The following is a 23,335-nucleotide window of genomic DNA, read 5'->3' on the forward strand; positions in this document are numbered from 1 at the left end:
CCCCTCACCCGGTAGGGGCGAGCGAGGGGAAACAACTCACCCGCGCTCTTGCATCAACTGCTGGGCCAGCGCCTTCAGTTCTGGCAGATATTTTTCATCTACCGGTCCAAACGGTTTGCGGCACAGCGGCACAGAAACGACATCCATATAATGGAGGACAGTTTTCAGGCCGCGGAATACGCCCGTTTTGATCAGTAAATCAATGACTTTATTGCACTCAGTTTGCAGTTTCTGCGCGGTCTGGATATCGCCTTCTTTCAGCGCCTTAACAATGCCCTGATAACGCCAGCCCATGATGTTGTAGGTACTACCGATACCACCGTCTGCGCCCGCCAGAAGACCAGAGGCGAAGATTTCGTCGTAACCGTTATAGAGCACCAGATCCGGATGTTCACGACGGATCTGCTCCATCTGATAGAGATCGCCAGAGGTCTGTTTCAGCGCACCTACACCAGGCAGCGTAACCAGGGTGTTGATCTGATCCAGAGTCAGTTTTACCCCGCTCAGGGCTGGAATGTTGTACACCACCATCGGCAAACCATCCGCCGAATCAATAATTGCCCGATAGTGATCGCAGTGTTCTTCAAAGCTGAAAGGATAGTAGAACGGCGTGACGGCGGAGACGGCATCGAAGCCATAACGTTTAGCCGATGCCGCAAGTTGTTGGCTTTCAGCAGTGCTGACGCAACCGACGTGAGCGATGAGTTTAATCTTGCCTTTCGCCTCTTCGGCGACGATTTCCAGTACCTGTTCACGCTCGGAAAGGCTTTGTACAAAGGCTTCGCCGGTAGAACCACCCACGTATAAACCGTCGATGCCCTGCTGAATATTGAACTGAACCAGGCGACGCAGACTCGCTTTATCCAGTGCTTGTTGTTGGTCAAAAGGAGTCAGGAGTGCGGCCATTACGCCACGTAAATTCGTTGCCATAAATACCTCTGAAGTGATGCTTGTCTGATAAACGATATACCTTTATACCTGTTATACCAGATCAATTAAGCAACACCCCATACAGAAAGCTTATAATGCGATCTGCTTCACTAAAGTGGCATTATTTCTTTTTGTTGGTGGTCTGACCGAAGGCGTGCCAGGTAGCAGAGACGCTGTTGAGATGCGATTGCAACGCGCGATCGGCTTCATCGGGATCGTGGCGGCGGATCGCGTCAACGATCGCAATATGCTGTTGATAGCTAACGTTGTTATGCTCGTGCAGAGCCTGATCAGCCACGGTTGGACGTGCGGCGATCAGCCAGTCGAGCAGGGCAACGTGGATCGCCATGAAGATTGGGTTACCGGGGATCTCCGCCAGCACGCGGTGGAAATCAACGTCTGAACGAATGAATGCTGCGTTGTTATCCAGCGACTGACTGTTGATTTCCAGTGCTTTTGCCAGCAAATCGATTTGCTCATCGGTGGCGTGTTCAGCCGCATAGCGCACCAGGCTGGATTCAAAGAACAGACGTAATTGTTCGAAATGGGCAATCCCGCCAGGATGAGAAAGGAAATCTTTCGCCATGCCGGAAAGCTCGCCGATGATGGTGTCCGCAGAAGGACGTGAGACGCGAGCGCGTTCGCCGTTGTTTATCTGCACCAGACCTTTGCGTTTTAACGCTGCCAGCGCTTCACGCACAGAAGGACGCCCGACGTTAAAGAACGCCATCAGTTCGCGTTCAGACGGTAATTGTTCACCTTCGCCAAATTCACGACGGCGGATCATCTGTTCCAGCTCTTCTTCCACCATTTCGGAGAGTTTTTTACGCGCCAGCGGGCGGCTACGCAAGTTGCGACCAATTGCAGGTGAAGAATCTTCGGTTTGCGAATCAAATGCGTTCATAAGGCCCATTCTGTAAGGTCAGTGTGATTAACATCATCAGTGACATCCTATCACAGGATTGAAAGTAGGGGGAAATGGCGGGGTTTTCTCTTTGTGCCTCATCATTACTATAATTAACTGAATAATTAACTATTGCGAAAAATTAATGTAAAGCAGATAAAAACATCCCGATTGAATTATTTATAAGACTATTCACGAGCATTATGAATATTATGAATGTGTTCTTACAAAATAATCATAAGCGCATATTTTTTAATGAAAAATCACCTCACCTACAATTAAAAACACGACATCCGCACCATAAATAGCCTTGCAAAAAATATAACATCATTGTTTTCAATCTGCCGTTTATGGGATTGACCGTTTTCTTTTGACACGGAGTTCAACAATGTTCGGCATAATTATATCTGTCATCGTATTAATTACGATGGGCTATTTGATCCTGAAAAACTACAAACCTCAGGTGGTGCTGGCTGCCGCAGGTATCTTCCTGATGATGTGCGGTGTCTGGTTAGGGTTCGGTGGTGTGCTCGATCCCGCCAAAAGCAGCGGCTACTTGATCGTCGATATTTATAATGAAATCCTGCGCATGCTGTCCAACCGCATTGCCGGATTGGGGCTGTCGATTATGGCAGTGGGCGGTTATGCCCGCTATATGGAGCGCATAGGGGCCAGTCGCGCGATGGTGAGCTTGTTAAGCCGCCCGTTAAAACTCATTCGCTCGCCGTATATTATTCTGTCGGCAACTTACGTCATCGGCCAAATCATGGCGCAGTTTATTACCAGCGCCTCCGGTCTGGGTATGTTGCTGATGGTCACCTTATTTCCGACGCTGGTGAGTCTGGGAGTAAGTCGCCTCTCTGCGGTGGCGGTTATCGCAACCACCATGTCCATTGAGTGGGGGATTCTGGAAACGAACTCCATTTTTGCTGCCCAGGTCGCAGGAATGAAAATTGCCACTTACTTCTTCCACTACCAGCTTCCGGTCGCCTCTTGCGTCATTATCTCGGTGGCGATCTCCCACTTTTTCGTGCAATGCGCTTTCGACAAAAAAGATAAAAATATCAATCACGAACAGGCCGAGCAAAAAGCTCTCGATAATGTCCCGCCGCTCTATTACGCCATTTTACCGGTGATGCCGTTAATCCTGATGCTCGGCTCGCTGTTCCTTGCCCACGTCGGGCTGATGCAGTCAGAACTGCATCTGGTGGTGGTGATGTTACTGAGTTTGACAGTGACGATGTTTGTTGAGTTCTTCCGCAAGCATAACTTGCGCGAAACAATGGATGATGTGCAGGCGTTTTTTGACGGCATGGGTACGCAGTTTGCCAACGTGGTAACGCTGGTGGTCGCGGGTGAAATATTTGCGAAAGGCTTAACGACGATTGGCACTGTCGATGCGGTTATCAGGGGTGCGGAGCATTCTGGTCTGGGCGGTATTGGCGTGATGATTATTATGGCGCTGGTCATTGCCATTTGTGCCATTGTGATGGGCTCAGGCAATGCGCCGTTTATGTCATTTGCCAGTCTTATTCCGAATATCGCAGCCGGACTACATGTACCAGCGGTTGTAATGATTATGCCGATGCATTTTGCCACGACGCTAGCGCGCGCTGTTTCGCCGATTACTGCGGTGGTGGTCGTTACGTCAGGAATTGCAGGCGTTTCGCCTTTTGCGGTAGTGAAGCGGACAGCGATCCCCATGGCAGTCGGTTTCGTGGTGAATATGATTGCCACTATCACGCTATTTTATTAAGCGATTAAAAAGACAAAACAGGCCGCCAGGGCCTGTTTTAGTATTACTTCACAACGCGTAATGCTGGTCGACCACCACGTGGTGGCTGCGGTGGTTCATCGTCAGGATGAGTGTCATCATCGTGATCTGGCTTGTCGCCATCAATAACCGACATAACGGTTTCGTTGTCTGCCGATGCCTCTTCATCATTCATGATGCTGGCATCTTCATCGTAGGCAGCTTCAGGTTCAAACATCGTGCCTGCGCCATTTTCACGGGCGTAGATAGCCAGCACGGCAGCCAGCGGCACAGAAACCTGACGCGGAATGCCACCAAAGCGCGCGTTAAAGCGCACCTCATCATTCGCCAGTTCCAGATTGCCGACAGCACGCGGCGCAATGTTGAGTACGATTTGCCCGTCACGCGCATATTCCATAGGAACCTGCACGCCAAGGAGCGTCACATCCACCACCAGGTGCGGCGTGAGCTGGTTATCCAGCAACCACTCATAGAATGCACGCAGCAGATAGGGACGACGTGGTGTTAGCTGTGACAAATCCATACAGATTAACTCCGGCCCAGACGCATTTCACGTTCAGCTTCAGTTAAAGAAGCAAGGAAAGAGTCACGCTCAAAGACGCGGGTCATATAGCCTTTCAGCTCTTTCGCACCCGGGCCGCTGAACTCGATACCCAGTTGCGGCAGACGCCACAGCAGCGGAGCAAGGTAGCAATCGACCAGGCTGAACTCATCGCTCAGGAAGTACGGCTTCTGACCGAAGACCGGCGCAATCGCCAGCAGTTCTTCGCGCAGTTGCTTACGTGCGGCATCTGCTTCAGAAGCTGAACCGTTGATGATGGTGTTCATCAGCGTGTACCAGTCTTTTTCGATGCGATGCATGTACAGACGGCTTTCACCGCGAGCTACCGGGTAAACAGGCATCAGTGGCGGATGCGGGAAACGCTCATCCAGATATTCCATAATGATGCGAGATTCCCACAGGGTCAGCTCACGATCCACCAGGGTCGGAACGCTCTGATTCGGGTTGAGGTCAATCAGATCCTGAGGCGGATTGTCCTTTTCCACGTGTTCGATCTCGAAACTTACACCTTTCTCAGCCAGCACAATGCGGACCTGATGGCTATAGATGTCAGTAGGACCGGAAAACAGCGTCATTACCGAACGTTTGTTGGCAGCGACAGCCATGAAAACCTCCAGGTATAGTCAGAATTTTTACTGCTACCAGCCACCAGGTGGCCAGTCAGAAGTTGTGTTACCCAGTAAGGAACGACTCTCTTTGTTCGAAAATCAAACAAAAAATGAGCAATACCCGACATTTGGGCAGAAAATTGGATGATAGTTTACCAGATTTTGCGACCTTTGTGGTGAGTCGATGCCGGAAATGGGGAAAAAGAGATGCGCTTTAGTCTGAAATAGTTGACTTAGTCCCTTATTGGCGATGTGGTTTTTGTTTTGCCTGTCTGTCAGACGGCAGCAAAAAGCAACTTTCCATTTTTTACGCTGATTCAGAATTTAGCCATAAAAAAACCCGCCGAAGCGGGTTTTTTCGCAAATTGTTTTCTGCCGGAGCAGAAGCCAATTAACGTTTGGAGAACTGCGGACGACGACGTGCTTTACGCAGACCGACTTTCTTACGTTCAACCTGACGAGCGTCACGAGTAACGAAGCCAGCTTTACGCAGTTCAGAACGCAGGGACTCGTCGTATTCCATCAGAGCGCGGGTGATACCGTGACGGATCGCACCAGCCTGACCAGAGATACCACCACCTTTAACGGTGATGTACAGGTCCAGTTTCTCAACCATGTCGACCAGTTCCAGCGGCTGACGAACTACCATGCGGGCAGTTTCACGACCGAAGTACTGTTCCAGAGAACGTTGGTTGATTACGATTTTACCGTTGCCCGGTTTGATGAAAACGCGAGCTGCGGAACTTTTGCGGCGACCAGTGCCGTAGTATTGATTTTCAGCCATTGCCTATAATCCCGATTAGATGTCAAGAACTTGCGGTTGCTGTGCCGCGTGGTTGTGCTCGTTACCCGCGTAAACTTTCAGTTTACGGAACATAGCACGACCCAGCGGGCCTTTTGGCAACATGCCTTTAACCGCGATTTCAATCACACGCTCAGGACGGCGAGCAATCATCTCTTCAAAGGTCGCTTGTTTGATACCACCGATGTGGCCGGTGTGGTGATAGTACACTTTGTCAGTACGCTTGTTGCCGGTTACAGCAACTTTGTCAGCGTTCAGAACGATGATGTAATCACCGGTATCTACGTGCGGAGTGTATTCCGCTTTGTGCTTACCGCGCAGGCGACGAGCCAGTTCAGTAGCCAGACGGCCCAGAGTTTTACCGGTCGCGTCAACAACATACCAGTCGCGTTTTACGGTTTCTGGTTTAGCTGTAAAAGTTTTCATTAAAAGCTTACCCAATAAATAGTTACACGTTGGTGAACACCCAAACGTCTTCAATTGTTGAGGTTCACACGACAAAGTCCGGCAAACCTACCCCTTCGAATAGCCTATGCCAGCACACAAAAAGTTTTGGGAAAAAAACTTTCTTGTAACGTGGGGTCGCAGGATTATAGAGAAGTCGGGGTCAAAGATCGACCCCTTTTTGTGATTTGTGGCAGGTTTTAACCCGCTAAATGCTCGCGCTTCAGATACTCTTCGCTTTGCATCTCTTGCAGACGTGACAGGCAACGCTGGAACTCAAACTTCAGCCGCTCACCCTGATAAATTTCATACAGCGGCACTTCTGCACTCACCACTAATTTGACATGGCGCTCGTAAAACTCATCCACCAGCGCAATAAAACGTCGCGCTTCGCTCTCCATCAACCGCGTCATAACTGGTACATCAAACAACATGACTGTGTGAAAGAGGCGTGAGAGCGCAATATAGTCATGCTGACTGCGGGCGTCGACGCACAGCGTAGTAAAAGAGACCGCCAGCGTCTGGTTCTCGACGCCCATTGTCGCCAATGGCCGATGGTTGATTTCTAACGTCGGTGAATTTTCTCGTTTCGCCCCCGCCAGAGCCAACCATAGTTTATCCATTTGCGCCCGAATTTCATCGTTGAGTGGCGAAAGCCACAGATGCGCCTGAGTGAGTGTACGCAGTCGATAATCAACACCAGCGTCCACGTTCATTACATCACAATGCTGTTTAATGGCATCGATTGCAGGCAGAAAACGCGCACGTTGCAAGCCATTTCGATAAAGTTCGTCCGGCGGAATATTTGACGTCGCTACCAGCGTTATTCCGCGGGTGAACAGGGCTTTCATCAGACCGCCAAGTAGCATGGCGTCGGTAATATCAGAAACAAAAAATTCGTCAAAACAGAGCACGTCAGTTTCTGCTTTAAAGCGATCGGCAATAATTTCCAGCGGATCGGTCTTCCCCTGTAAGGCAGTTAGCTCTTCATGCACCCGCAGCATAAAACGGTGAAAGTGCAGGCGCTGTTTCCGCTCTCCCGGCAGGCTTTGATAGAAAAGGTCCATCAGCCAGGTTTTCCCGCGTCCTACACCGCCCCACATATATAAGCCACGCACTGGCGTATGCTTTGTGTCTTCGCGTTTACCCCACAGCTTACCGACCCGCGCCATTAGCCCACTCGTCCTGGGGGCTGGAGGCGTGCTATTGATGAGTTCCTGATAAATAATTTCCAGGCGGCTGACGGCCTCTTTTTGAACGTCGTCGGGTTGATGGCTGCCTTCATTGAGCGCCTTCAGGTATTGCGATGTTGGGGTAACGCTTTGCATGATCTTATTGTTATTCCTTGAATAATCGGTGCGCCGTTGTTCACGGTTGACGAAAAAAAGGCCGTTCTACACTACGCGATATGCAGTCGGGATTCCACTTCTGTGGAATTAACGGTTATAGTGGCATAATCAGCCGCAGGCATGGAGCCTGAAGCCAACACCCTACGGAAACAAAAGACAACGGGAGATGTTCATGACCTGGGAATATGCGCTAATTGGGTTAGTCGTCGGCATCATTATTGGTGCTGTGGCCATGCGTTTTGGTAATCGTAAACTACGCCAGCAACAGGCGTTGCAGTACGAACTGGAAAAGAATAAAGCTGAACTGGACGAGTATCGCGAAGAGCTGGTTAGCCACTTTGCCCGCAGCGCGGAATTACTGGATACCATGGCGCACGACTATCGCCAGCTGTATCAACACATGGCGAAAAGCTCCAGCAGCCTGCTGCCGGAACTGTCTGCTGAAGCAAACCCGTTCCGTAATCGTCTGGCAGAGTCTGAAGCCAGCAACGATCAGGCACCGGTGCAGATGCCTCGCGACTATTCTGAAGGCGCATCCGGCCTGCTGCGTACTGGCGCGAAGCGCGACTAATTTATTTTTCGGGCGCAGCCATTGCGCCCTCCTCTTCTTTCCCTCCCCGACTATCATTTAATCTGGTGTCTCATTGTTAGCCGTCTGAAAATTCAATAACATCAAACTGTTTTGAATCTCTTTTCTTATCATTCAGGTACGAGAGCAGGAATAATGAAAAAACAAACCCAGCTGTTGAGTGCATTAGCGTTAAGTGTCGGGTTAACTCTCTCGGCGTCATTTCAGGCCGTTGCGTCGATTCCAGGCCAGGTTGCCGATCAGGCCCCCCTCCCCAGTCTGGCCCCAATGCTGGAAAAAGTGCTTCCGGCAGTGGTGAGCGTACGGGTGGAAGGAACGGCCAGTCAGGGACAGAAAATCCCGGAAGAATTCAAAAAGTTTTTTGGTGATGATTTACCGGATCAACCTGCACAACCCTTCGAAGGTTTAGGCTCCGGTGTCATCATCAACGCCAGTAAAGGCTATGTGCTGACTAACAACCATGTGATTAATCAGGCACAGAAAATCAGTATTCAGCTCAATGATGGGCGCGAGTTTGATGCAAAACTGATTGGTAGCGATGACCAGAGCGATATCGCCCTGTTGCAAATTCAAAACCCGAGCAAATTAACGCAAATCGCTATTGCCGACTCCGATAAATTGCGCGTCGGTGATTTTGCCGTGGCGGTCGGTAACCCATTTGGCCTTGGGCAAACCGCCACCTCTGGCATTGTGTCAGCATTAGGCCGCAGTGGGTTGAATCTTGAAGGTCTTGAAAACTTTATCCAGACAGATGCTTCCATTAACCGCGGTAACTCCGGCGGTGCACTGTTAAACCTTAACGGTGAGTTAATTGGCATCAACACGGCAATCCTTGCGCCTGGCGGCGGGAGCGTCGGGATTGGATTTGCCATCCCCAGTAATATGGCGCGAACACTGGCGCAGCAGCTTATCGACTTTGGTGAAATCAAACGCGGTCTGTTAGGCATCAAAGGCACAGAGATGAGTGCCGATATCGCCAAAGCCTTCAACCTTGACGTGCAGCGTGGCGCGTTTGTCAGCGAAGTGTTGCCAGGTTCTGGCTCGGCAAAAGCGGGCGTCAAAGCGGGCGATATTATTACCAGCCTCAACGGCAAACCGCTGAATAGCTTTGCTGAGTTGCGCTCTCGTATCGCAACCACCGAGCCGGGCACGAAAGTGAAGCTTGGCCTGCTGCGTAACGGCAAACCACTGGAAGTAGAAGTGACGCTCGATACCAGCACCTCTTCGTCGGCCAGCGCTGAAATGATCACGCCAGCGCTTGAAGGTGCAACGTTGAGCGATGGTCAGCTAAAAGATGGCGGCAAAGGTATTAAGATCGATGAGGTTGTCAAAGGAAGCCCAGCTGCTCAGGCAGGCTTGCAAAAAGACGATGTGATCATTGGCGTCAACCGCGATCGGGTGAACTCGATTGCTGAAATGCGTAAAGTGCTGGCGGCAAAACCGGCCATCATCGCCCTGCAAATTGTACGCGGCAATGAAAGCATCTATCTGCTGATGCGTTAATGTCGTAAACCGGGCATCAGGCTGACGTGTGATGTCCGGTTAACTCGTGGTATGCTGCTGCCGTTCCCTTTTTTAATGACGCCTCCATCATGTTTGTGAAGCTCTTACGTTCCGTTGCGATTGGATTAATTGTCGGCGCTATTCTGCTGGTTGCCATGCCTTCGCTGCGCAGCCTTAACCCGCTTTCCACTCCGCAATTTGACAGTACCGATGAGACGCCTGCCAGCTATAATCTGGCGGTTCGCCGCGCCGCACCAGCGGTGGTTAACGTTTACAACCGTGGTTTGAACACCAACTCTCACAACCAGCTTGAGATCCGCACCCTGGGATCCGGTGTAATCATGGATCAACGCGGTTATATCATCACCAATAAACACGTCATCAACGACGCCGATCAGATCATCGTCGCCTTACAGGATGGGCGTGTATTTGAAGCATTGCTGGTGGGATCTGACTCTCTAACCGATCTGGCGGTACTTAAAATTAATGCCACTGGCGGTTTACCTACCATTCCAATCAATGCACGTCGCGTACCGCACATTGGCGACGTGGTACTAGCGATCGGTAACCCGTACAACCTCGGGCAGACCATTACCCAGGGGATTATTAGTGCCACGGGTCGAATCGGTCTGAACCCGACCGGGCGGCAAAACTTCCTGCAAACCGATGCTTCCATTAACCACGGTAACTCTGGCGGCGCGCTGGTGAACTCGCTGGGCGAACTGATGGGCATTAACACGCTGTCGTTTGATAAGAGTAACGATGGCGAAACGCCGGAAGGTATCGGCTTTGCGATTCCTTTCCTGTTAGCAACCAAAATTATGGATAAACTGATCCGCGATGGTCGCGTGATCCGCGGCTACATTGGTATAGGCGGACGTGAGATCGCACCACTGCACGCGCAGGGCGGTGGTATAGATCAACTGCAAGGGATCGTGGTTAATGAAGTGTCACCTGACGGCCCGGCGGCGAATGCGGGTATTCAGGTCAATGATTTGATTATTTCGGTGGATAACAAACCGGCCATCTCTGCTCTGGAGACGATGGATCAGGTGGCGGAAATTCGCCCTGGTTCGGTGATCCCGGTTGTAGTGATGCGTGATGATAAGCAGTTAACGCTGCAGGTCACCATTCAGGAATATCCGGCAACCAATTAAGTCGTGCGCTCAAAACAAAAAACCGGAGTCTGCGCTCCGGTTTTTTATTATCCGCTAATCAATTACTTATTAACGAACTCTTCGCCCAGAGCGATATCTTTCTTCAGCGTATCCAGCATACCTTCCAGCGCGTTCTTTTCAAATGCGCTCAGAGTGCCGATAGATTTACGCTCTTCCACGCCGTTTTTACCCAGCAGCAGCGGTTGAGAGAAGAAACGGGCGTACTGACCGTCGCCTTCAACGTAGGCACATTCGACAACGCCTTGTTCGCCCTGCAGTGCGCGTACCAGAGACAGACCAAAACGTGCAGCTGCCTGGCCCATAGACAGGGTTGCAGACCCGCCACCGGCTTTCGCTTCAACCACCTCAGTACCCGCGTTCTGGATACGTTTGGTCAGATCAGCCACTTCCTGCTCGGTAAAGCTAACGCCAGGAACCTGTGACAGCAGCGGCAGAATGGTAACACCAGAGTGACCGCCAATAACCGGCACTTCAACTTCGCCTGGCTGTTTGCCTTTCAGTTCCGCAACAAAGGTGTTGGAACGAATGATATCCAGCGTGGTAACGCCGAACAGTTTGTTTTTGTCATAAACACCGGCTTTTTTCAGCACTTCAGCAGCAATCGCAACTGTGGTGTTAACCGGGTTAGTGATAATACCAATGCACGCTTTCGGGCAGGTTTTCGCAACTTGCTGTACCAGGTTTTTCACGATGCCGGCGTTAACGTTAAACAGGTCGGAACGATCCATACCCGGTTTACGCGCTACACCTGCAGAGATAAGAACGACATCTGCGCCTTCCAGCGCCGGAGTCGCATCTTCACCAGAAAAACCTTTGATTTTCACAGCAGTAGGGATATGGCTCAGATCGACAGCCACACCGGGAGTCACTGGAGCGATATCATACAGAGAGAGTTCTGAACCTGAAGGCAGTTGGGTTTTTAACAGTAGTGCAAGCGCCTGGCCAATACCGCCAGCAGCGCCGAGGACTGCGACTTTCATCCTAAACTCCTTATTATATTGATAAACTAAGATATGTTGCTCCGCTGCCGCGACCTTAATCCACAAAATTGCCGTTTACAATGACCACATCTCAAGAATGTGTAGTCACGCAAGTTTAGCGTTTATGCATTTAATTGCCGTAATCAGGAACCTAACTTACGTAATTAACAGTCGCTTATGCATTAGCGCAACATTCCAACAGGTGGTGACAATATACCCTACCGTTCAGCCAAAACAACATCAATTTGATAACAATTAATTTACTTTTAAGCAGAATTTGCATGCCGTGACGCAGGCATGTTTCTCAATAACGAAATTTGATAAAATCCCGCTCTTTCATAACATTATTTCAGCCTTCTTCAGGGCTGACTGTTTGCATAAAAATTCATCTGTATGCACAATAATGTTGTATCAACCACCATATCGGGTGACTTATGCGAAGCTCGGCTAAGCAAGAAGAACTAGTTAAAGCATTTAAAGCATTACTTAAAGAAGAGAAATTTAGCTCCCAGGGCGAAATCGTCGCCGCGTTGCAGGAGCAAGGCTTTGACAATATTAATCAGTCTAAAGTCTCGCGGATGTTGACCAAGTTTGGTGCTGTACGTACACGCAATGCCAAAATGGAAATGGTTTACTGCCTGCCAGCTGAACTGGGTGTACCAACCACCTCCAGTCCATTGAAAAATCTGGTGCTGGATATCGACTACAACGATGCAGTTGTCGTGATTCATACCAGCCCTGGCGCGGCGCAGTTAATTGCTCGCCTGCTGGACTCACTGGGCAAAGCAGAAGGTATTCTGGGCACCATCGCTGGCGATGACACCATCTTTACTACCCCTGCTAACGGTTTCACCGTCAAAGACCTGTACGAAGCGATTTTAGAGCTGTTCGACCAGGAGCTTTAATCTCTGCCCCGTCGCTTCTGGCGGCGGGGAAAATGTTGCTTATCCCTCTCAACCCCCTGCTTTCCTCTGCGATTAATTTAACGAATAGTGCGTTTTACTGCGACATGTCATTCACACAATGAATACATACGGTAAAAAAAGCACATTATGCAAAATTCATTATCTAATTGAAAACAATAGAATTAATAATAAATAACCGTGTTTTTAATTCTTTTTTGTTATTAAAACTCACATTTTTAACACTTAGTATCAACTGAAACAGTTAGCGTGGTATTAATTAGTTCAATAATTAGTGTATACTTGATTTTGTGATATGGGTCACGAAACAAAGGCCCAGCTAAAAGATTATGTCGAGGTAAAAATCATGAAAATCAAAACCACTGTTGCTGCATTAAGCGTACTTTCTGTTCTATCTTTCGGTGCATTCGCTGCCGACTCCATTGATGCTGCACAAGCACAAAATCGTGAAGCAATCGGGACCGTATCCGTAAGTGGTGTGGCGTCTTCGCCAATGGATATGCGTGAAATGCTGAACAAAAAAGCAGAAGAGAAAGGCGCAACGGCCTACCAGATTACGGAAGCTCGTAGCGGTGACACCTGGCACGCTACGGCTGAACTGTACAAATAAACCCTCATCGTCTTGTCCGACGATATTGCCCCCGGTTCGGGGGCTTTTTTTTGCGCTAATGACGAACATTAAAACGCAAATGCCCTTCCAACTCTTCCTCTGCCTCATCAAACAGCAATATTAACGCGCCAAAACGGCGACGCGTTTTCTCTCCCAGATGAACAAATTCAATCTCAAGTGGTAGCGGCAGGACATCGTTCATTAACACATCCCATAGAGAGTCGAGATCGCGTACCTTATCTTTCGCCAGACCAAAGGCTTGGCTGAAGTCGCGATAAAAATCCTCCTGACTCTCAATCTCATCAAAATCAAAGGTATAAATATTCATCTGTTGCCACCGTCACGTTTCGCGGCGAGTTCTGCCGTTCATCGCTAAGTATAGCCATGAAAAAACCGACGCTTTTGGCGTCGGTTTTGACTTAACTATCGGTCAACGCATGTTGATACTTATGGAGCATCCCCGCCAGCCGATGAACCGGTTCCGTCACCTGCGGTGGCGCTTGCCAGATGCGTAGCTTTTCCTGGTAGATTTCAAGTTCTTCCAGCAACTGGCCAAAGTACCGACGACGTTTATCATCGCTACGGGCAGATATCACATGGTCTGCTGTGCGGCGCATTTGTCGGTGAAACGCCGATAAATCCTCGTTAACCGGGATCGGCGCATCACGCAGGCGCTGGTGCGCGATAATCATCGTCAGCGCCAGGCGAAATTTCGGCAAATCCCCTGGGAACTTATTCATCAGCAAAAACAGCTGCTGATAAAGTGCCGGGAGGTGGTTCTCTTTACGGCGTGCCACATTGGTAGTCATCGCGGAAACAGCAGCAGAAACAAACTGATTAAGCAGTACACGTCCAGTCCTGTCGCGCGATTTATCCCGCACCAGCAAAATAACGGTGAACGCGAGCACACAGCCGACGATTTGCCCTAATGCGCTGTCGAGAAACTGACTGAAATGGAAAGTCATCGGATTATCCAGCACGATAATATTTATGGTGCTGGCCAGCGCCCCCATCGAGCCCAGTCGCCGTTTCTGTACTTCTATACCGAGGAAAAATCCCAGCACTGCCAGGCTAATACACAGCAATAACATGCTTTGTTGGGTATTAGGGATAATCACCAAAAAGTAGAGCAGCCCTAACGGCAGCGCCGCCAGCGTCCCATAGATAAAGTCGATCGCCACCATGCGTGGATTCGGCAAACGCATTGCCAGTGACGTCACTACCGCAATCATCACCATTGCACCACTGCCGGAAGTCCAGCCCGTCCACAGCCAGAAAAGCGTCCCCAGAATGCAGGAAAGTGTGGTTCGCCAGAAGTTAACCATCGCATGATGACGTTCGGCTGACTCTACTTTGACTTCCGGTTCGCCTTGCAGGATCTCTTCTTCGGTGGCGTTGATTTTTGTGTTACTGATAACGCCGCGCTTGAGAAGCTGATAACGCGTTGCCGCCGCAACCCAGCTATAAATGGTGACAGGCGTTTCCCGTTCCCCGGTCCAGGCGATAACTCTCCGCAGGCGTTTGAGCTGCTTGTGGACGTCCTGCGCGGTTTCTACCGGCGTGTCAAAAAATTCGCGGAAAGTATCAGTGATCAATTCCGGGCGCGTATTCTGAATAAGATAAGTTTCGCAGGATTGGGTAATCAGCGTCAGCGATAGCGTATTGATCGCTTTTAAACGTCGATTGGCCCGCGCCCAGCGGGAAGATTCCATATTCAGGTTGCTGCGCATACCTTGTAACGCCGTGGTGCGTCGCACCAGATCGCCCCAGGCTTTATCGACAACTTCACCATCGCCATGCTTGATACAGAGTTGCATTAATTGATATTGCGCGACCAGCAAACTTTCCAGCTCTCGATCCACTTCTTGTTTGATCGATCGCGGAGAAAAGAGCAAATCCGCCATAATCGCACACACAATACCGATAACGATCTCGCTACAACGTTCGACGGCAAACTGCGGCGTAAGCAATGGTTCCGGCTGAATGGTGATCACAATGATCAGCGCGGTATAACCGGCCAGCCCCCACGCATACGAGTTTTCTATTCGTACCAGCGAGGATATCCAGGTACAAAAACCGGCCCAGATACAGCACACCAGAATCATCAATAATGGTGCGCGGATCATCGCAATGATGATCACCAGTCCGGCAATACAGCCAATAAATGTGCCGATGATGCGCAAAAAGCCACGATAGCGAATAGCGCCAGAATACGGTTCACCTCCCGCAGCAAAGGCCGGACCGGCGGCAACAATCGCCGCTGTCAGTACTGCCCAGCGTGGCGTTTCCAGCTGGAAGTGAAAGCCAACAAACAGCGCCAGTACAATGGCGGTCGCCAGTTTTACCGCAAAGCGAATATGTTGGTTAGCAATGGAGAAAATACCCATCGTGATTAACCAAACTCACGCAGGCGATGGGCCATTTTACGGAAGAACGAATCCTGGCTTTCGTCGCGATCTTGTTTGCCAGTGACCACCACTGTAGCAGTGGTGCCCGCAGGCCAGATGTTCTCTTGCTGGTTGTCGAGACGAATACGAACCGGAACACGTTGCGCCAAACGCACCCATTCAAGGTTAGAGTCGATGGTCGCCATCCCTTTGTCGTCACGCGTGCTGCTGGCGTTGGTGACCCCAGCGGCAACACTATCAACAGTCCCTTTCAGCACTTTGTTACTGCCAAGCGGCGTGATCTCTGCACGATACCCAGGGCGCACCCCTTCCAGCTTAGTTTCTTCCATATAGGCCAGTACATAGAAGGAGTTCTGTTTCACCAGCGCAACCGCCGTTGATCCACGGGTAATAAACTCACCGGTATAGACGTTGAGGTTGGTCACCCAGCCATCTGCTGGCGCGCGGATCACCGTGCGTTCAAGATCCAGTTTTGCCAGATCGCGGGTCGCCTGCGCTTTCGCTAACTGATGCAGAACTGTTTGTAGTACGTTGTTGGCCTGGTCGATCTCTTCGCGAGACATCGCCTGCACACCGAGACGGTTACGACGTCCTGCCTCCTGGCGTTTCTCCTGTGCCAGTACCTGATAATAAGCAACATCGGCTTGCGCTTCCTCAAGCGCCTTTTGATAGCGCGGCTGGTCGATGGTGAACAGTACCTGTCCTTTTTTCACCAGCTGGTTATCATGAACATTCACCTGGGTGATAAGTCCAGAAACGTCCGGCGCGATCGCAACGACGTCAGCGCTAAAGCGCGCGTCACGCGTCCACGGGGATTCGGTGTAATAGACCCAGGCATTAAAAATTGCGATGAAGGCCAGAATGACTAATACGACCGTGATGGCCGTACGGGAGAATTTTCTTATTAGTGTTTTCACTTCAACCTCAAACGAACAGTCGCGATATCAAATAAAACAAGCAGCAATAGAGCGCGGTGTTGAACAACGCCGGATGCCAGACAAAGTCGTAGATACCTGTTGGCACAAGTACCCGGCGCACCAGCCAGAAAATCGCCAGTGATAAAAGCAATTCAAAAAATATCGGTGGGAAGGACAGCCCAAACACCACGATAACGGGAAACAGACTCATGTTGACCTTGGTTGTATAGAGAGAGCAGGCGTTATTATTTTCAGCATCTGTCGCCGCAGAGAAGGGCATGGAAAGCCGGGCGAGAGCAACATTGCTGTAGATTGATATTTAATATATTAGCGTAACTGTTATGCTGTTATCTATATTATGTGATCTAAATCACTTTTAAGTCAGAGTGAATAATGGAACGACTAAAACGCATGTCGGTGTTTGCCAAAGTAGTTGAATTTGGCTCTTTTACCGCCGCCGCCAGACAGCTACAGATGAGCGTTTCGTCCATCAGTCAGACGGTGTCAAAACTGGAAGATGAGTTGCAGGTAAAGCTGTTAAACCGTAGCACACGCAGCATTGGCCTGACCGAAGCCGGTAGAATTTACTACCAGGGCTGCCGTCGGATGCTCCATGAAGTGCAGGATGTTCATGAGCAACTGTATGCCTTCAATAACACCCCCATCGGGACGCTGCGCATTGGCTGTTCTTCAACTATGGCACAAAATGTTCTCGCCGGGCTGACAGCAAAAATGCTGAAAGAATACCCAGGTTTGAGCGTCAATCTGGTTACCGGAATTCCTGCCCCCGACCTGATTGCCGATGGTCTGGATGTGGTGATCCGCGTCGGCGCGTTGCAGGATTCCAGCCTGTTTTCCCGCCGTCTGGGCGCGATGCCGATGGTGGTGTGCGCCGCGAAAAGCTATCTCACACAATACGGCATACCGGAAAAACCCGCCGATTTGAGTAGTCATTCATGGCTTGAATACAGCGTGCGGCCCGACAATGAATTTGAACTGATCGCACCGGAAGGGATCTCGACTCGCCTGATCCCACAAGGAAGATTTGTGACTAATGATCCGATGACGCTGGTGCGCTGGCTGACGGCGGGTGCCGGGATCGCCTACGTGCCGCTGATGTGGGTGATCAACGAGATCAATCGTGGGGAGCTGGAGATCCTGCTGCCGCGTTATCAGTCAGATCCACGCCCGGTTTATGCGTTATATACCGAAAAAGATAAGCTGCCGCTGAAGGTACAGGTCGTGATCAACTCGCTGACGGATTATTTTGTTGAGGTCGGTAAATTGTTTCAGGAGATGCACGGGCGCGGGAAAGAGAAGTAATTAATATTATACTGTTACGTTGTACAAACCTGTGCCAACGGGTTCCCCTCACCCTAACCCCAGAGGGGCGAGGGGACCGTTCGTGCACGTAGAAGGATTAATTATCCTTCTGAAAATAGTGAAATTATTACGCGGTACCGCCAACAGTCAGGTTATCAACTTTCAGCGTTGGCTGGCCCACGCCAACCGGCAAACTTTGCCCTTCTTTACCGCAGACACCCACGCCGTTATCCAGTTTCAGGTCGTTGCCCACCATCGAAATCTGCTGCATGGTTTCGATACCGGAACCAATCAACGTCGCGCCTTTCACCGGCTTCGTTACTTTACCGTTTTCAATCAGATACGCTTCTGAAGTGGAGAAAACGAATTTGCCGGATGTAATATCCACCTGACCGCCACCAAAGTTCGGTGCATAGATACCGTACTCAACAGATTCAATAATTTCTTGCGGGGTCGATTTACCCGGCAGCATATAGGTGTTGGTCATACGCGGCATCGGCAGATGAGCGTAGGATTCACGGCGACCGTTGCCAGTCGGCGTCATCCCCATCAAACGCGCGTTGAGTTTATCCTGCATGTAGCCTTTCAGGATGCCATTCTCAATCAGCACGTTGTACTGGCCTGGCGTACCTTCGTCATCAATCGCCACCGAACCACGGCGATCGACCATCGTGCCGTCATCAACCACGGTACACAGTTCAGAAGCCACCAGCTCCCCGACCTGTCCACTAAATACTGAAGTGCCACGGCGGTTGAAGTCGCCTTCCAGACCGTGCCCCACCGCTTCATGCAACAGCACGCCCGGCCAACCTGCGCCAAGTACTACCGGCATGGTGCCCGCTGGTGCAGCAACGGCAGAAAGATTGACCAGCGCCATACGCACTGCTTCTTTTGCCCATGCATCCGCACGGACTTCGCCGTCGAGATCGGCAAGGAAGAACTCATAACCAAAACGACCGCCGCCGCCACTGGCACCGCGTTCGCGTTTGCCATCTTCTTCGACCAGAACGCTCACGGAAAGACGCACCAGCGGACGGACATCCGCCGCTAGCGTGCCGTCGGTGGCCGCAACCAGAATTAATTCATAGACACCACTGAGGCTGGCAGTCACTTCCTGTACGCGCTTGTCCGCTTCGCGGGCAACCTTATCGACGCGACGCAGGATATCCAGCTTCTCTTCACGGCTCATGCTTTGCAGCGGATCTACCGAGGTATACAACGGGCTATGCTCTACCGCGCCCAGCGTCTGTACTTTGCCATCACCACTATCACGGACGATGGTGCGCGCCGCTTGCGCACTCTGTTCCAGCGCCAGCAGGCTGATTTGGTCTGCGTAAGCAAATCCGGTTTTTTCACCGCTGATTGCACGCACACCAACGCCCTGATCGATGTTGTAAGAACCATCTTTAATAATGCGGTCTTCTAAAACCCAGGATTCGTGATAGCTCGACTGAAAATAGAGATCGCCATAATCAAGGCGACGTTCGGCCAGTTGACCGAGGATCGCGAACAAGTCCTGATGTTTCAGGCCGTTCGCCGCTAGCAATTGTTCACTTACCAGGTTAAGACTCATCGTTTTTGCTACTCGTTAGTTACTGCAGTAGAGGATTTTTTACGGCTGCCGGATGCGGCGTGAACGCCCTATCCGGCCTACGGTTATGTTCTGGCTCGTTGGCCTTTGGCAACGATTATCCTATGAGATTGGGGCAATTACGCGCCCTCGTCAAATCATTGCGCTTTTTCTTTACGCGGTTGGCGCAACACTTCGTTGATTTGCGGATCGTCCAGCGGACCCGAAATGTGATAGCGCAAAATGGAGACTTTGCTCCACAGCGGCCCCAGCACTTTACTGGCGGCAAACACTGCCGCGCCAACAATGGGGTTAACTGCAAAAGCCGCAGCCACACCCACCGTCGCAGAAATCTCTGGTGCGACAACCGCTTCCATATTCAGGTCGCGACGTACCAGATTTACCGACCCTTTCATGGCGATGTCCGCTTCCAGGCCATCCACCAGCGTGTCGTCGGTGTGCATAACGCCGTCTTTAATCCACGCGGTGCTGCGAATGGAGTCAAAATAGAACCCTTCGCCAAAAGTGTCTCTGAAATCAAAACGCAGCTTACGCATCAGGGCATCTACGCTCAATAAGCGCAGCAATTGCCCGGCGTGTCCGGTATTGATTTCGGTAATTTCGCCTTTACCCAGTTGAGTATGAATGATGCCATTCAACGTCGCCTCATCTGGTTGCCAGGGTGCTTTGCGCCAGTGTAAATCGTAATCCACATTAAATGACGACTGGCGTATGGGCGTCGTGACACCAAAAAATTCTGCGGCGGCATCAATTTTCTGCCCACGCAGTTTTCCTTTCAGCGAGGTGCGTTCATTCCCCGGATTGTTAACCCATTCCCCATCGGCAGTGAGCCGCGAAAAACCAGTATCAATCAGTCCATTAGTCAGCGTTAATGTATTGCCAGAAATAGTGATATCACTGTCAATGCGCCCGAATTTTTGCCCCCAGAACCAGCACTCTGCGCATCGTATTTGTGCGTCCGGCCAGCCACGGAAGCTAATGCGCTCCGTTGTCGGGAAAGGTGATGAATTCGTTGAGTCACCATGAGTTTTCGGCACGCTTGGGTTGTAATAAAGATATTTGATATTCGCCAGCCACGGCGCGTTATTACGCATCGCCAGCGTGGCGTTGATTTCACGCCCTTGCGCCTCAACCTGGGTGCCATTTGCCGTCGGTTGCGAAACAATGCTCAGGTTATTCCATTGCTGATTTCCCAGCGACAACATAGGCGTACGTAACGTTATGTGTTGTGGGAAACTCGCTGCACCACCGACACTCTCCGCCGCGCCTTTCTGGAACAGGGCCAGCCACTCGGCACCATTCATCGGCGGCATATTGAGTTCAACGCCACTTTGTTCCGGCAACGGCGGGAGCGTTTTACTGTCTGCCGCCCAAATAGCACGATCGAGCGTCAGCTTTTGACCGAGCAACCAGCGGCTATTGAAATGGTTATCCGCACCTGCCTGTCCGGTTAATTCAAAGCTGTTGAGATTGCCATCAACCTTAACGTTTACCGGTAGTGGTTCACCCGCAGGTTTGGCTAACGGTGAAGGTAAGTGACTGCTCACATTCTTCAAATCGCCGTTTAGCTCTACGTTATAGGTCGCGCCAGCATGATAAGGCAGATCAATGCCCACTTTACCATCCCACGCCACGCTGCCACTTAATGCTTCGTTCACCGCTGCAGGCAGAACGCCGGTTTTCGCTGGTTGCCAGTTACCGTTGAGATTCACCGCAACCTGGTAGGCTTTTGCCCCTTCTTTGGTGGAAAAATCCACGTTCAACGGCTGATTAAACCAGCTTGCTGTCAGTGGTTCACTTTGCAGATCGCCATTGATAAAGCTGAATTTACCGCTCAAATTTTTCAGGGTGCTGTCGAGTGGTTTGATAAACAGACTGTTATTACGCAGCGTCACTTCACCTTTCGCGGTTACCAGTTCGCCGTTCAGCGGGATATCAAGATGTAAGCGAGCATTCACATCGCCGTCGAGCTGGAGTTCTTGCAGGGTTGCACCCAGAGAATCTTTCAGCGGTGTCTCATCAAAGTAAGGGCCGACGGCTTTACCCGGACCTTTAATGTCAGCGTCAATCAGCAGTTTTTCTTTCGAGTAGTCAGGGATCACTGCGGTGAGATTACTCGCGCGCACGCCGCCCAGATTAACGCCATCGGTTTTCATCCATAAACCGTCGTTAATAAAGTCCAGTTCAATATCAAGGTTAGTTAATGCAGGCCAGTCCGGCTGGAAGGCAAACTTCGCGTTGCGCAGCGGCACCAGCACTTCAAACTGACCTTCGTTGTGTTTATAGGGGAAGAGTTGCGGATTGCCACCATAAACCAGCGTCGCGTTATCCGCTACACCGCCCTGAATCGCGCCACTTAAGTAATCAACCAGGTCTTTACCCATCAAGTTTTCCGGGAAATAGCGCCAGGCTTGTGAACCATCATCGGTACTGATGCCAGCCAGAATACCCAGCCAGGGTTCATCGTTAGCTGGTTGCAGGTAACGAAAACCGCCGCGCGCATGGACGGCTTTGGCTTTAACGTCAATATTACGCCCATCCAGCTGGAAACCTTTGTCATTGTTCAGCCAGCTTATCGTTGCCTGGCCGTCGGCGATTTCCAGTGGCGCACGGAATACCGTTTCGTAAGGCATCTTTGCCTGTTTCATCGACGCGGTAAGCAAACCATTTTCTACGCTGCCGGAAAGCGTCCCGGAGAAGTGTTCCGCACCCGGTAATAATTTCCATTGCTTCCAGGCCAGATCGCTCCACGATGCCTGAAAACGGGTCTTGTCTGCCGCCTGAAGCGGGATATCCAGCGCCAGAGTGTTAATCTTGCCGCTCGGTTGTGTGGAGCGCCAAACATCACCCAGTGCAGGTGAAAGTTTCGCGGCCAGCGGGCGTATGCCCTCCAGGCCTGCCAGCTCCAGATTACTGGCGCGAATCCGGAGTTCGTCACTGCGTTTATTGTCTTTGCCGCCAACGTCCTGTTCCGGTATCCAGGCCAGCGTCAATGCTCCGCTCGGCCAGGGTTTGCCGTCCATCGTGATCCGTGTATCGGGAATAGAGAACTGCCATCCCGGATTTTCACGCGTAATATGCGCGGTCAGATTATCCACCGACAGCGTATGCGTTTCCTTCTCGCCCAACCAGCTGGCACCGCCCTGTTTCAGCCAGACGTCGCCACCGGTTACATCGCCTTTATCGATCGTCATCCAGCCTTCAAGGGAGAACTGCGCCGTTTCCAGCGCAATATTGTCCTGCATCCATTTACCGAGCCACGGCTTCAGGTCGATGTCATCCGCCTGGAGCCAGACGCGACCATTGCTTAACAACCCCTCATCATCGCGCAAATCCATGCGCACCTGCATCACGCCGTGCTGTCCGGTAAGGCTGGAGAGGCTTACCAGGCCTTCCGCACGGTGTCGACGTGGATCGTTCAGCCAGGTGAGTTGTGGGATCGCCAGCTCGGCGCGCTGACCGGATGGCGTCAGGAAACTGACTTCACTGTCGCGGAGATCGAAATGGTCGAACTGACGAAGAAACAGATCGCTGATGTGACTGGCTTCCAGGCTATCATTACCACCGCCGCTGGTGATAGGAGTGTTGGTGCGAAAGCGCAGCTGCCAGAAAGTGAGGTCGCGAAACTGCCAGCGCATATGTAACAGGCTCTGCCAGACATCCAGCGCAAGAGTAACGCGTTTAACCGAAAATTCGCCGCCATCCTTTAGTTCTGCACGGATGTCGTGTGCTTCAAGCGTCGGGCCAAAATTCTGCCAGCTGGCTGAGAGCTGACTGGCTTCTACCGGCATGCCAGTCGCGGATTCTATTTTGTTGAGGATTTCCGGACGCCAGGCATCAAGATGCGGTAAAGCAATACGCAGGCCGCTAACCAGCAGGGCAGCGATCACAACGAGCGCGGCTCCAGTAAGCAGTAATATCCCCGGCAATCGCCTCACCC

Annotated in this window: 21 protein-coding genes; 7 read left to right on the top strand and 14 right to left on the bottom strand. The window is 51.1% G+C overall.

Annotation, left to right across the window (positions count from 1 at the left end; translation table 11 throughout):
- Positions 1–36 precede the first annotated feature (36 nt).
- A complete protein-coding gene (nanA, locus tag ACJHYR_RS05635) occupies positions 37–930 on the bottom strand; it encodes an N-acetylneuraminate lyase (protein ID WP_000224714.1) in 894 nt (297 codons plus the stop codon).
- Positions 931–1,051: 121 nt separating this feature from the next.
- Positions 1,052–1,843 carry a transcriptional regulator NanR gene (gene nanR / locus ACJHYR_RS05640; RefSeq protein WP_000523844.1) on the bottom strand — a complete coding sequence of 264 codons (792 nt, stop codon included), beginning with the start codon at positions 1,841–1,843 and terminating at the stop codon, positions 1,052–1,054.
- A 379-nt stretch (positions 1,844–2,222) separates the two neighbouring features.
- Between nanR and dcuC the strand changes: the two genes are divergently transcribed.
- Positions 2,223–3,590, top strand: coding sequence for an anaerobic C4-dicarboxylate transporter DcuC (gene dcuC / locus ACJHYR_RS05645; RefSeq protein ID WP_001586301.1), 1,368 nt, complete (start codon positions 2,223–2,225; stop codon positions 3,588–3,590).
- A 43-nt stretch (positions 3,591–3,633) separates the two neighbouring features.
- On the opposite strand, the gene sspB is transcribed toward dcuC, so the two are convergent.
- From sspB to zapE, 5 genes are all read right to left on the bottom strand, one after another.
- Positions 3,634–4,131, bottom strand: a complete 498-nt coding sequence (gene sspB, locus ACJHYR_RS05650) for a ClpXP protease specificity-enhancing factor (RefSeq protein WP_000366118.1) — start codon at positions 4,129–4,131, stop codon at positions 3,634–3,636.
- 5 nt (positions 4,132–4,136) lie between these two features.
- Positions 4,137–4,775, bottom strand: coding sequence for a stringent starvation protein SspA (gene sspA, locus ACJHYR_RS05655; RefSeq protein ID WP_000257293.1), 639 nt, complete (start codon positions 4,773–4,775; stop codon positions 4,137–4,139).
- Between the two features lie 394 nt (positions 4,776–5,169).
- The gene (rpsI, locus tag ACJHYR_RS05660) at positions 5,170–5,562 is read right to left on the bottom strand and encodes a 30S ribosomal protein S9 (RefSeq protein WP_000829818.1); all 393 of its coding nucleotides are present in this window, start codon (positions 5,560–5,562) and stop codon (positions 5,170–5,172) included.
- Between the two features lie 15 nt (positions 5,563–5,577).
- Positions 5,578–6,006, bottom strand: coding sequence for a 50S ribosomal protein L13 (rplM, locus tag ACJHYR_RS05665; RefSeq protein ID WP_000847559.1), 429 nt, complete (start codon positions 6,004–6,006; stop codon positions 5,578–5,580).
- A 218-nt stretch (positions 6,007–6,224) separates the two neighbouring features.
- Positions 6,225–7,352: a cell division protein ZapE gene (zapE, locus tag ACJHYR_RS05670; protein ID WP_001192326.1), complete on the bottom strand. Its 1,128-nt coding sequence runs from the start codon at positions 7,350–7,352 to the stop codon at positions 6,225–6,227.
- 193 nt (positions 7,353–7,545) lie between these two features.
- On the opposite strand from zapE, the gene zapG reads away from it, so the two are divergent.
- The 3 genes from zapG (at position 7,546) to degS (ending at position 10,622) form a co-directional block, all read left to right on the top strand.
- Positions 7,546–7,944 carry a Z-ring associated protein ZapG gene (zapG, locus tag ACJHYR_RS05675; RefSeq protein WP_001295270.1) on the top strand — a complete coding sequence of 133 codons (399 nt, stop codon included), beginning with the start codon at positions 7,546–7,548 and terminating at the stop codon, positions 7,942–7,944.
- 153 nt (positions 7,945–8,097) lie between these two features.
- The gene (gene degQ / locus ACJHYR_RS05680; protein WP_001295271.1) at positions 8,098–9,465 is read left to right on the top strand and encodes a serine endoprotease DegQ; all 1,368 of its coding nucleotides are present in this window, start codon (positions 8,098–8,100) and stop codon (positions 9,463–9,465) included.
- Positions 9,466–9,554: 89 nt separating this feature from the next.
- A complete protein-coding gene (degS, locus tag ACJHYR_RS05685; protein ID WP_059328204.1) occupies positions 9,555–10,622 on the top strand; it encodes an outer membrane-stress sensor serine endopeptidase DegS in 1,068 nt (355 codons plus the stop codon).
- A gap of 62 nt (positions 10,623–10,684) precedes the next feature.
- Here the strand turns inward: degS and mdh are convergent, their stop codons facing one another.
- Complete coding sequence (gene mdh / locus ACJHYR_RS05690) at positions 10,685–11,623, bottom strand: malate dehydrogenase (RefSeq protein ID WP_001315036.1); 939 nt, start codon at positions 11,621–11,623, stop codon at positions 10,685–10,687.
- Positions 11,624–12,057: 434 nt separating this feature from the next.
- On the opposite strand from mdh, the gene argR reads away from it, so the two are divergent.
- Positions 12,058–12,528 (top strand): transcriptional regulator ArgR, encoded by a 471-nt coding sequence (gene argR, locus ACJHYR_RS05695; RefSeq protein ID WP_001257846.1) that lies wholly within the window; start codon positions 12,058–12,060, stop codon positions 12,526–12,528.
- A gap of 364 nt (positions 12,529–12,892) precedes the next feature.
- Positions 12,893–13,156, top strand: a complete 264-nt coding sequence (yhcN, locus tag ACJHYR_RS05700) for a peroxide/acid stress response protein YhcN (RefSeq protein WP_000695690.1) — start codon at positions 12,893–12,895, stop codon at positions 13,154–13,156.
- A gap of 55 nt (positions 13,157–13,211) precedes the next feature.
- On the opposite strand, the gene ACJHYR_RS05705 is transcribed toward yhcN, so the two are convergent.
- The 4 genes from ACJHYR_RS05705 to aaeX form a co-directional block, all read right to left on the bottom strand.
- On the bottom strand, positions 13,212–13,484 hold the full coding sequence (locus tag ACJHYR_RS05705) for a barstar family protein (protein WP_001029005.1): 273 nt from the start codon (positions 13,482–13,484) through the stop codon (positions 13,212–13,214).
- A 91-nt stretch (positions 13,485–13,575) separates the two neighbouring features.
- The gene (gene aaeB / locus ACJHYR_RS05710) at positions 13,576–15,543 is read right to left on the bottom strand and encodes a p-hydroxybenzoic acid efflux pump subunit AaeB (protein WP_000510962.1); all 1,968 of its coding nucleotides are present in this window, start codon (positions 15,541–15,543) and stop codon (positions 13,576–13,578) included.
- Positions 15,544–15,548: 5 nt separating this feature from the next.
- Positions 15,549–16,481, bottom strand: a complete 933-nt coding sequence (gene aaeA, locus ACJHYR_RS05715; RefSeq protein WP_000854033.1) for a p-hydroxybenzoic acid efflux pump subunit AaeA — start codon at positions 16,479–16,481, stop codon at positions 15,549–15,551.
- A gap of 7 nt (positions 16,482–16,488) precedes the next feature.
- Positions 16,489–16,692, bottom strand: a complete 204-nt coding sequence (gene aaeX / locus ACJHYR_RS05720) for a p-hydroxybenzoic acid efflux pump operon protein AaeX (protein WP_000051841.1) — start codon at positions 16,690–16,692, stop codon at positions 16,489–16,491.
- A gap of 182 nt (positions 16,693–16,874) precedes the next feature.
- Here aaeX and aaeR point away from each other — a divergent pair, with 182 nt between their 5' ends.
- A complete protein-coding gene (gene aaeR, locus ACJHYR_RS05725; RefSeq protein ID WP_000440317.1) occupies positions 16,875–17,804 on the top strand; it encodes an HTH-type transcriptional activator AaeR in 930 nt (309 codons plus the stop codon).
- Positions 17,805–17,931: 127 nt separating this feature from the next.
- Here the strand turns inward: aaeR and tldD are convergent, their stop codons facing one another.
- Both tldD and yhdP read right to left on the bottom strand, forming a co-directional pair.
- Positions 17,932–19,377 (bottom strand): metalloprotease TldD, encoded by a 1,446-nt coding sequence (tldD, locus tag ACJHYR_RS05730; protein ID WP_000055909.1) that lies wholly within the window; start codon positions 19,375–19,377, stop codon positions 17,932–17,934.
- Between the two features lie 155 nt (positions 19,378–19,532).
- Positions 19,533–23,333, bottom strand: a complete 3,801-nt coding sequence (yhdP, locus tag ACJHYR_RS05735; RefSeq protein ID WP_034173261.1) for an AsmA2 domain-containing protein YhdP — start codon at positions 23,331–23,333, stop codon at positions 19,533–19,535.
- Between the last annotated feature and the right edge of the window lie 2 nt (positions 23,334–23,335).

The sequence above is a fragment of the Escherichia sp. WS1450 genome (genome assembly GCF_046487395.1).
In the GTDB taxonomy this organism is placed as follows: domain Bacteria; phylum Pseudomonadota; class Gammaproteobacteria; order Enterobacterales; family Enterobacteriaceae; genus Escherichia; species Escherichia coli.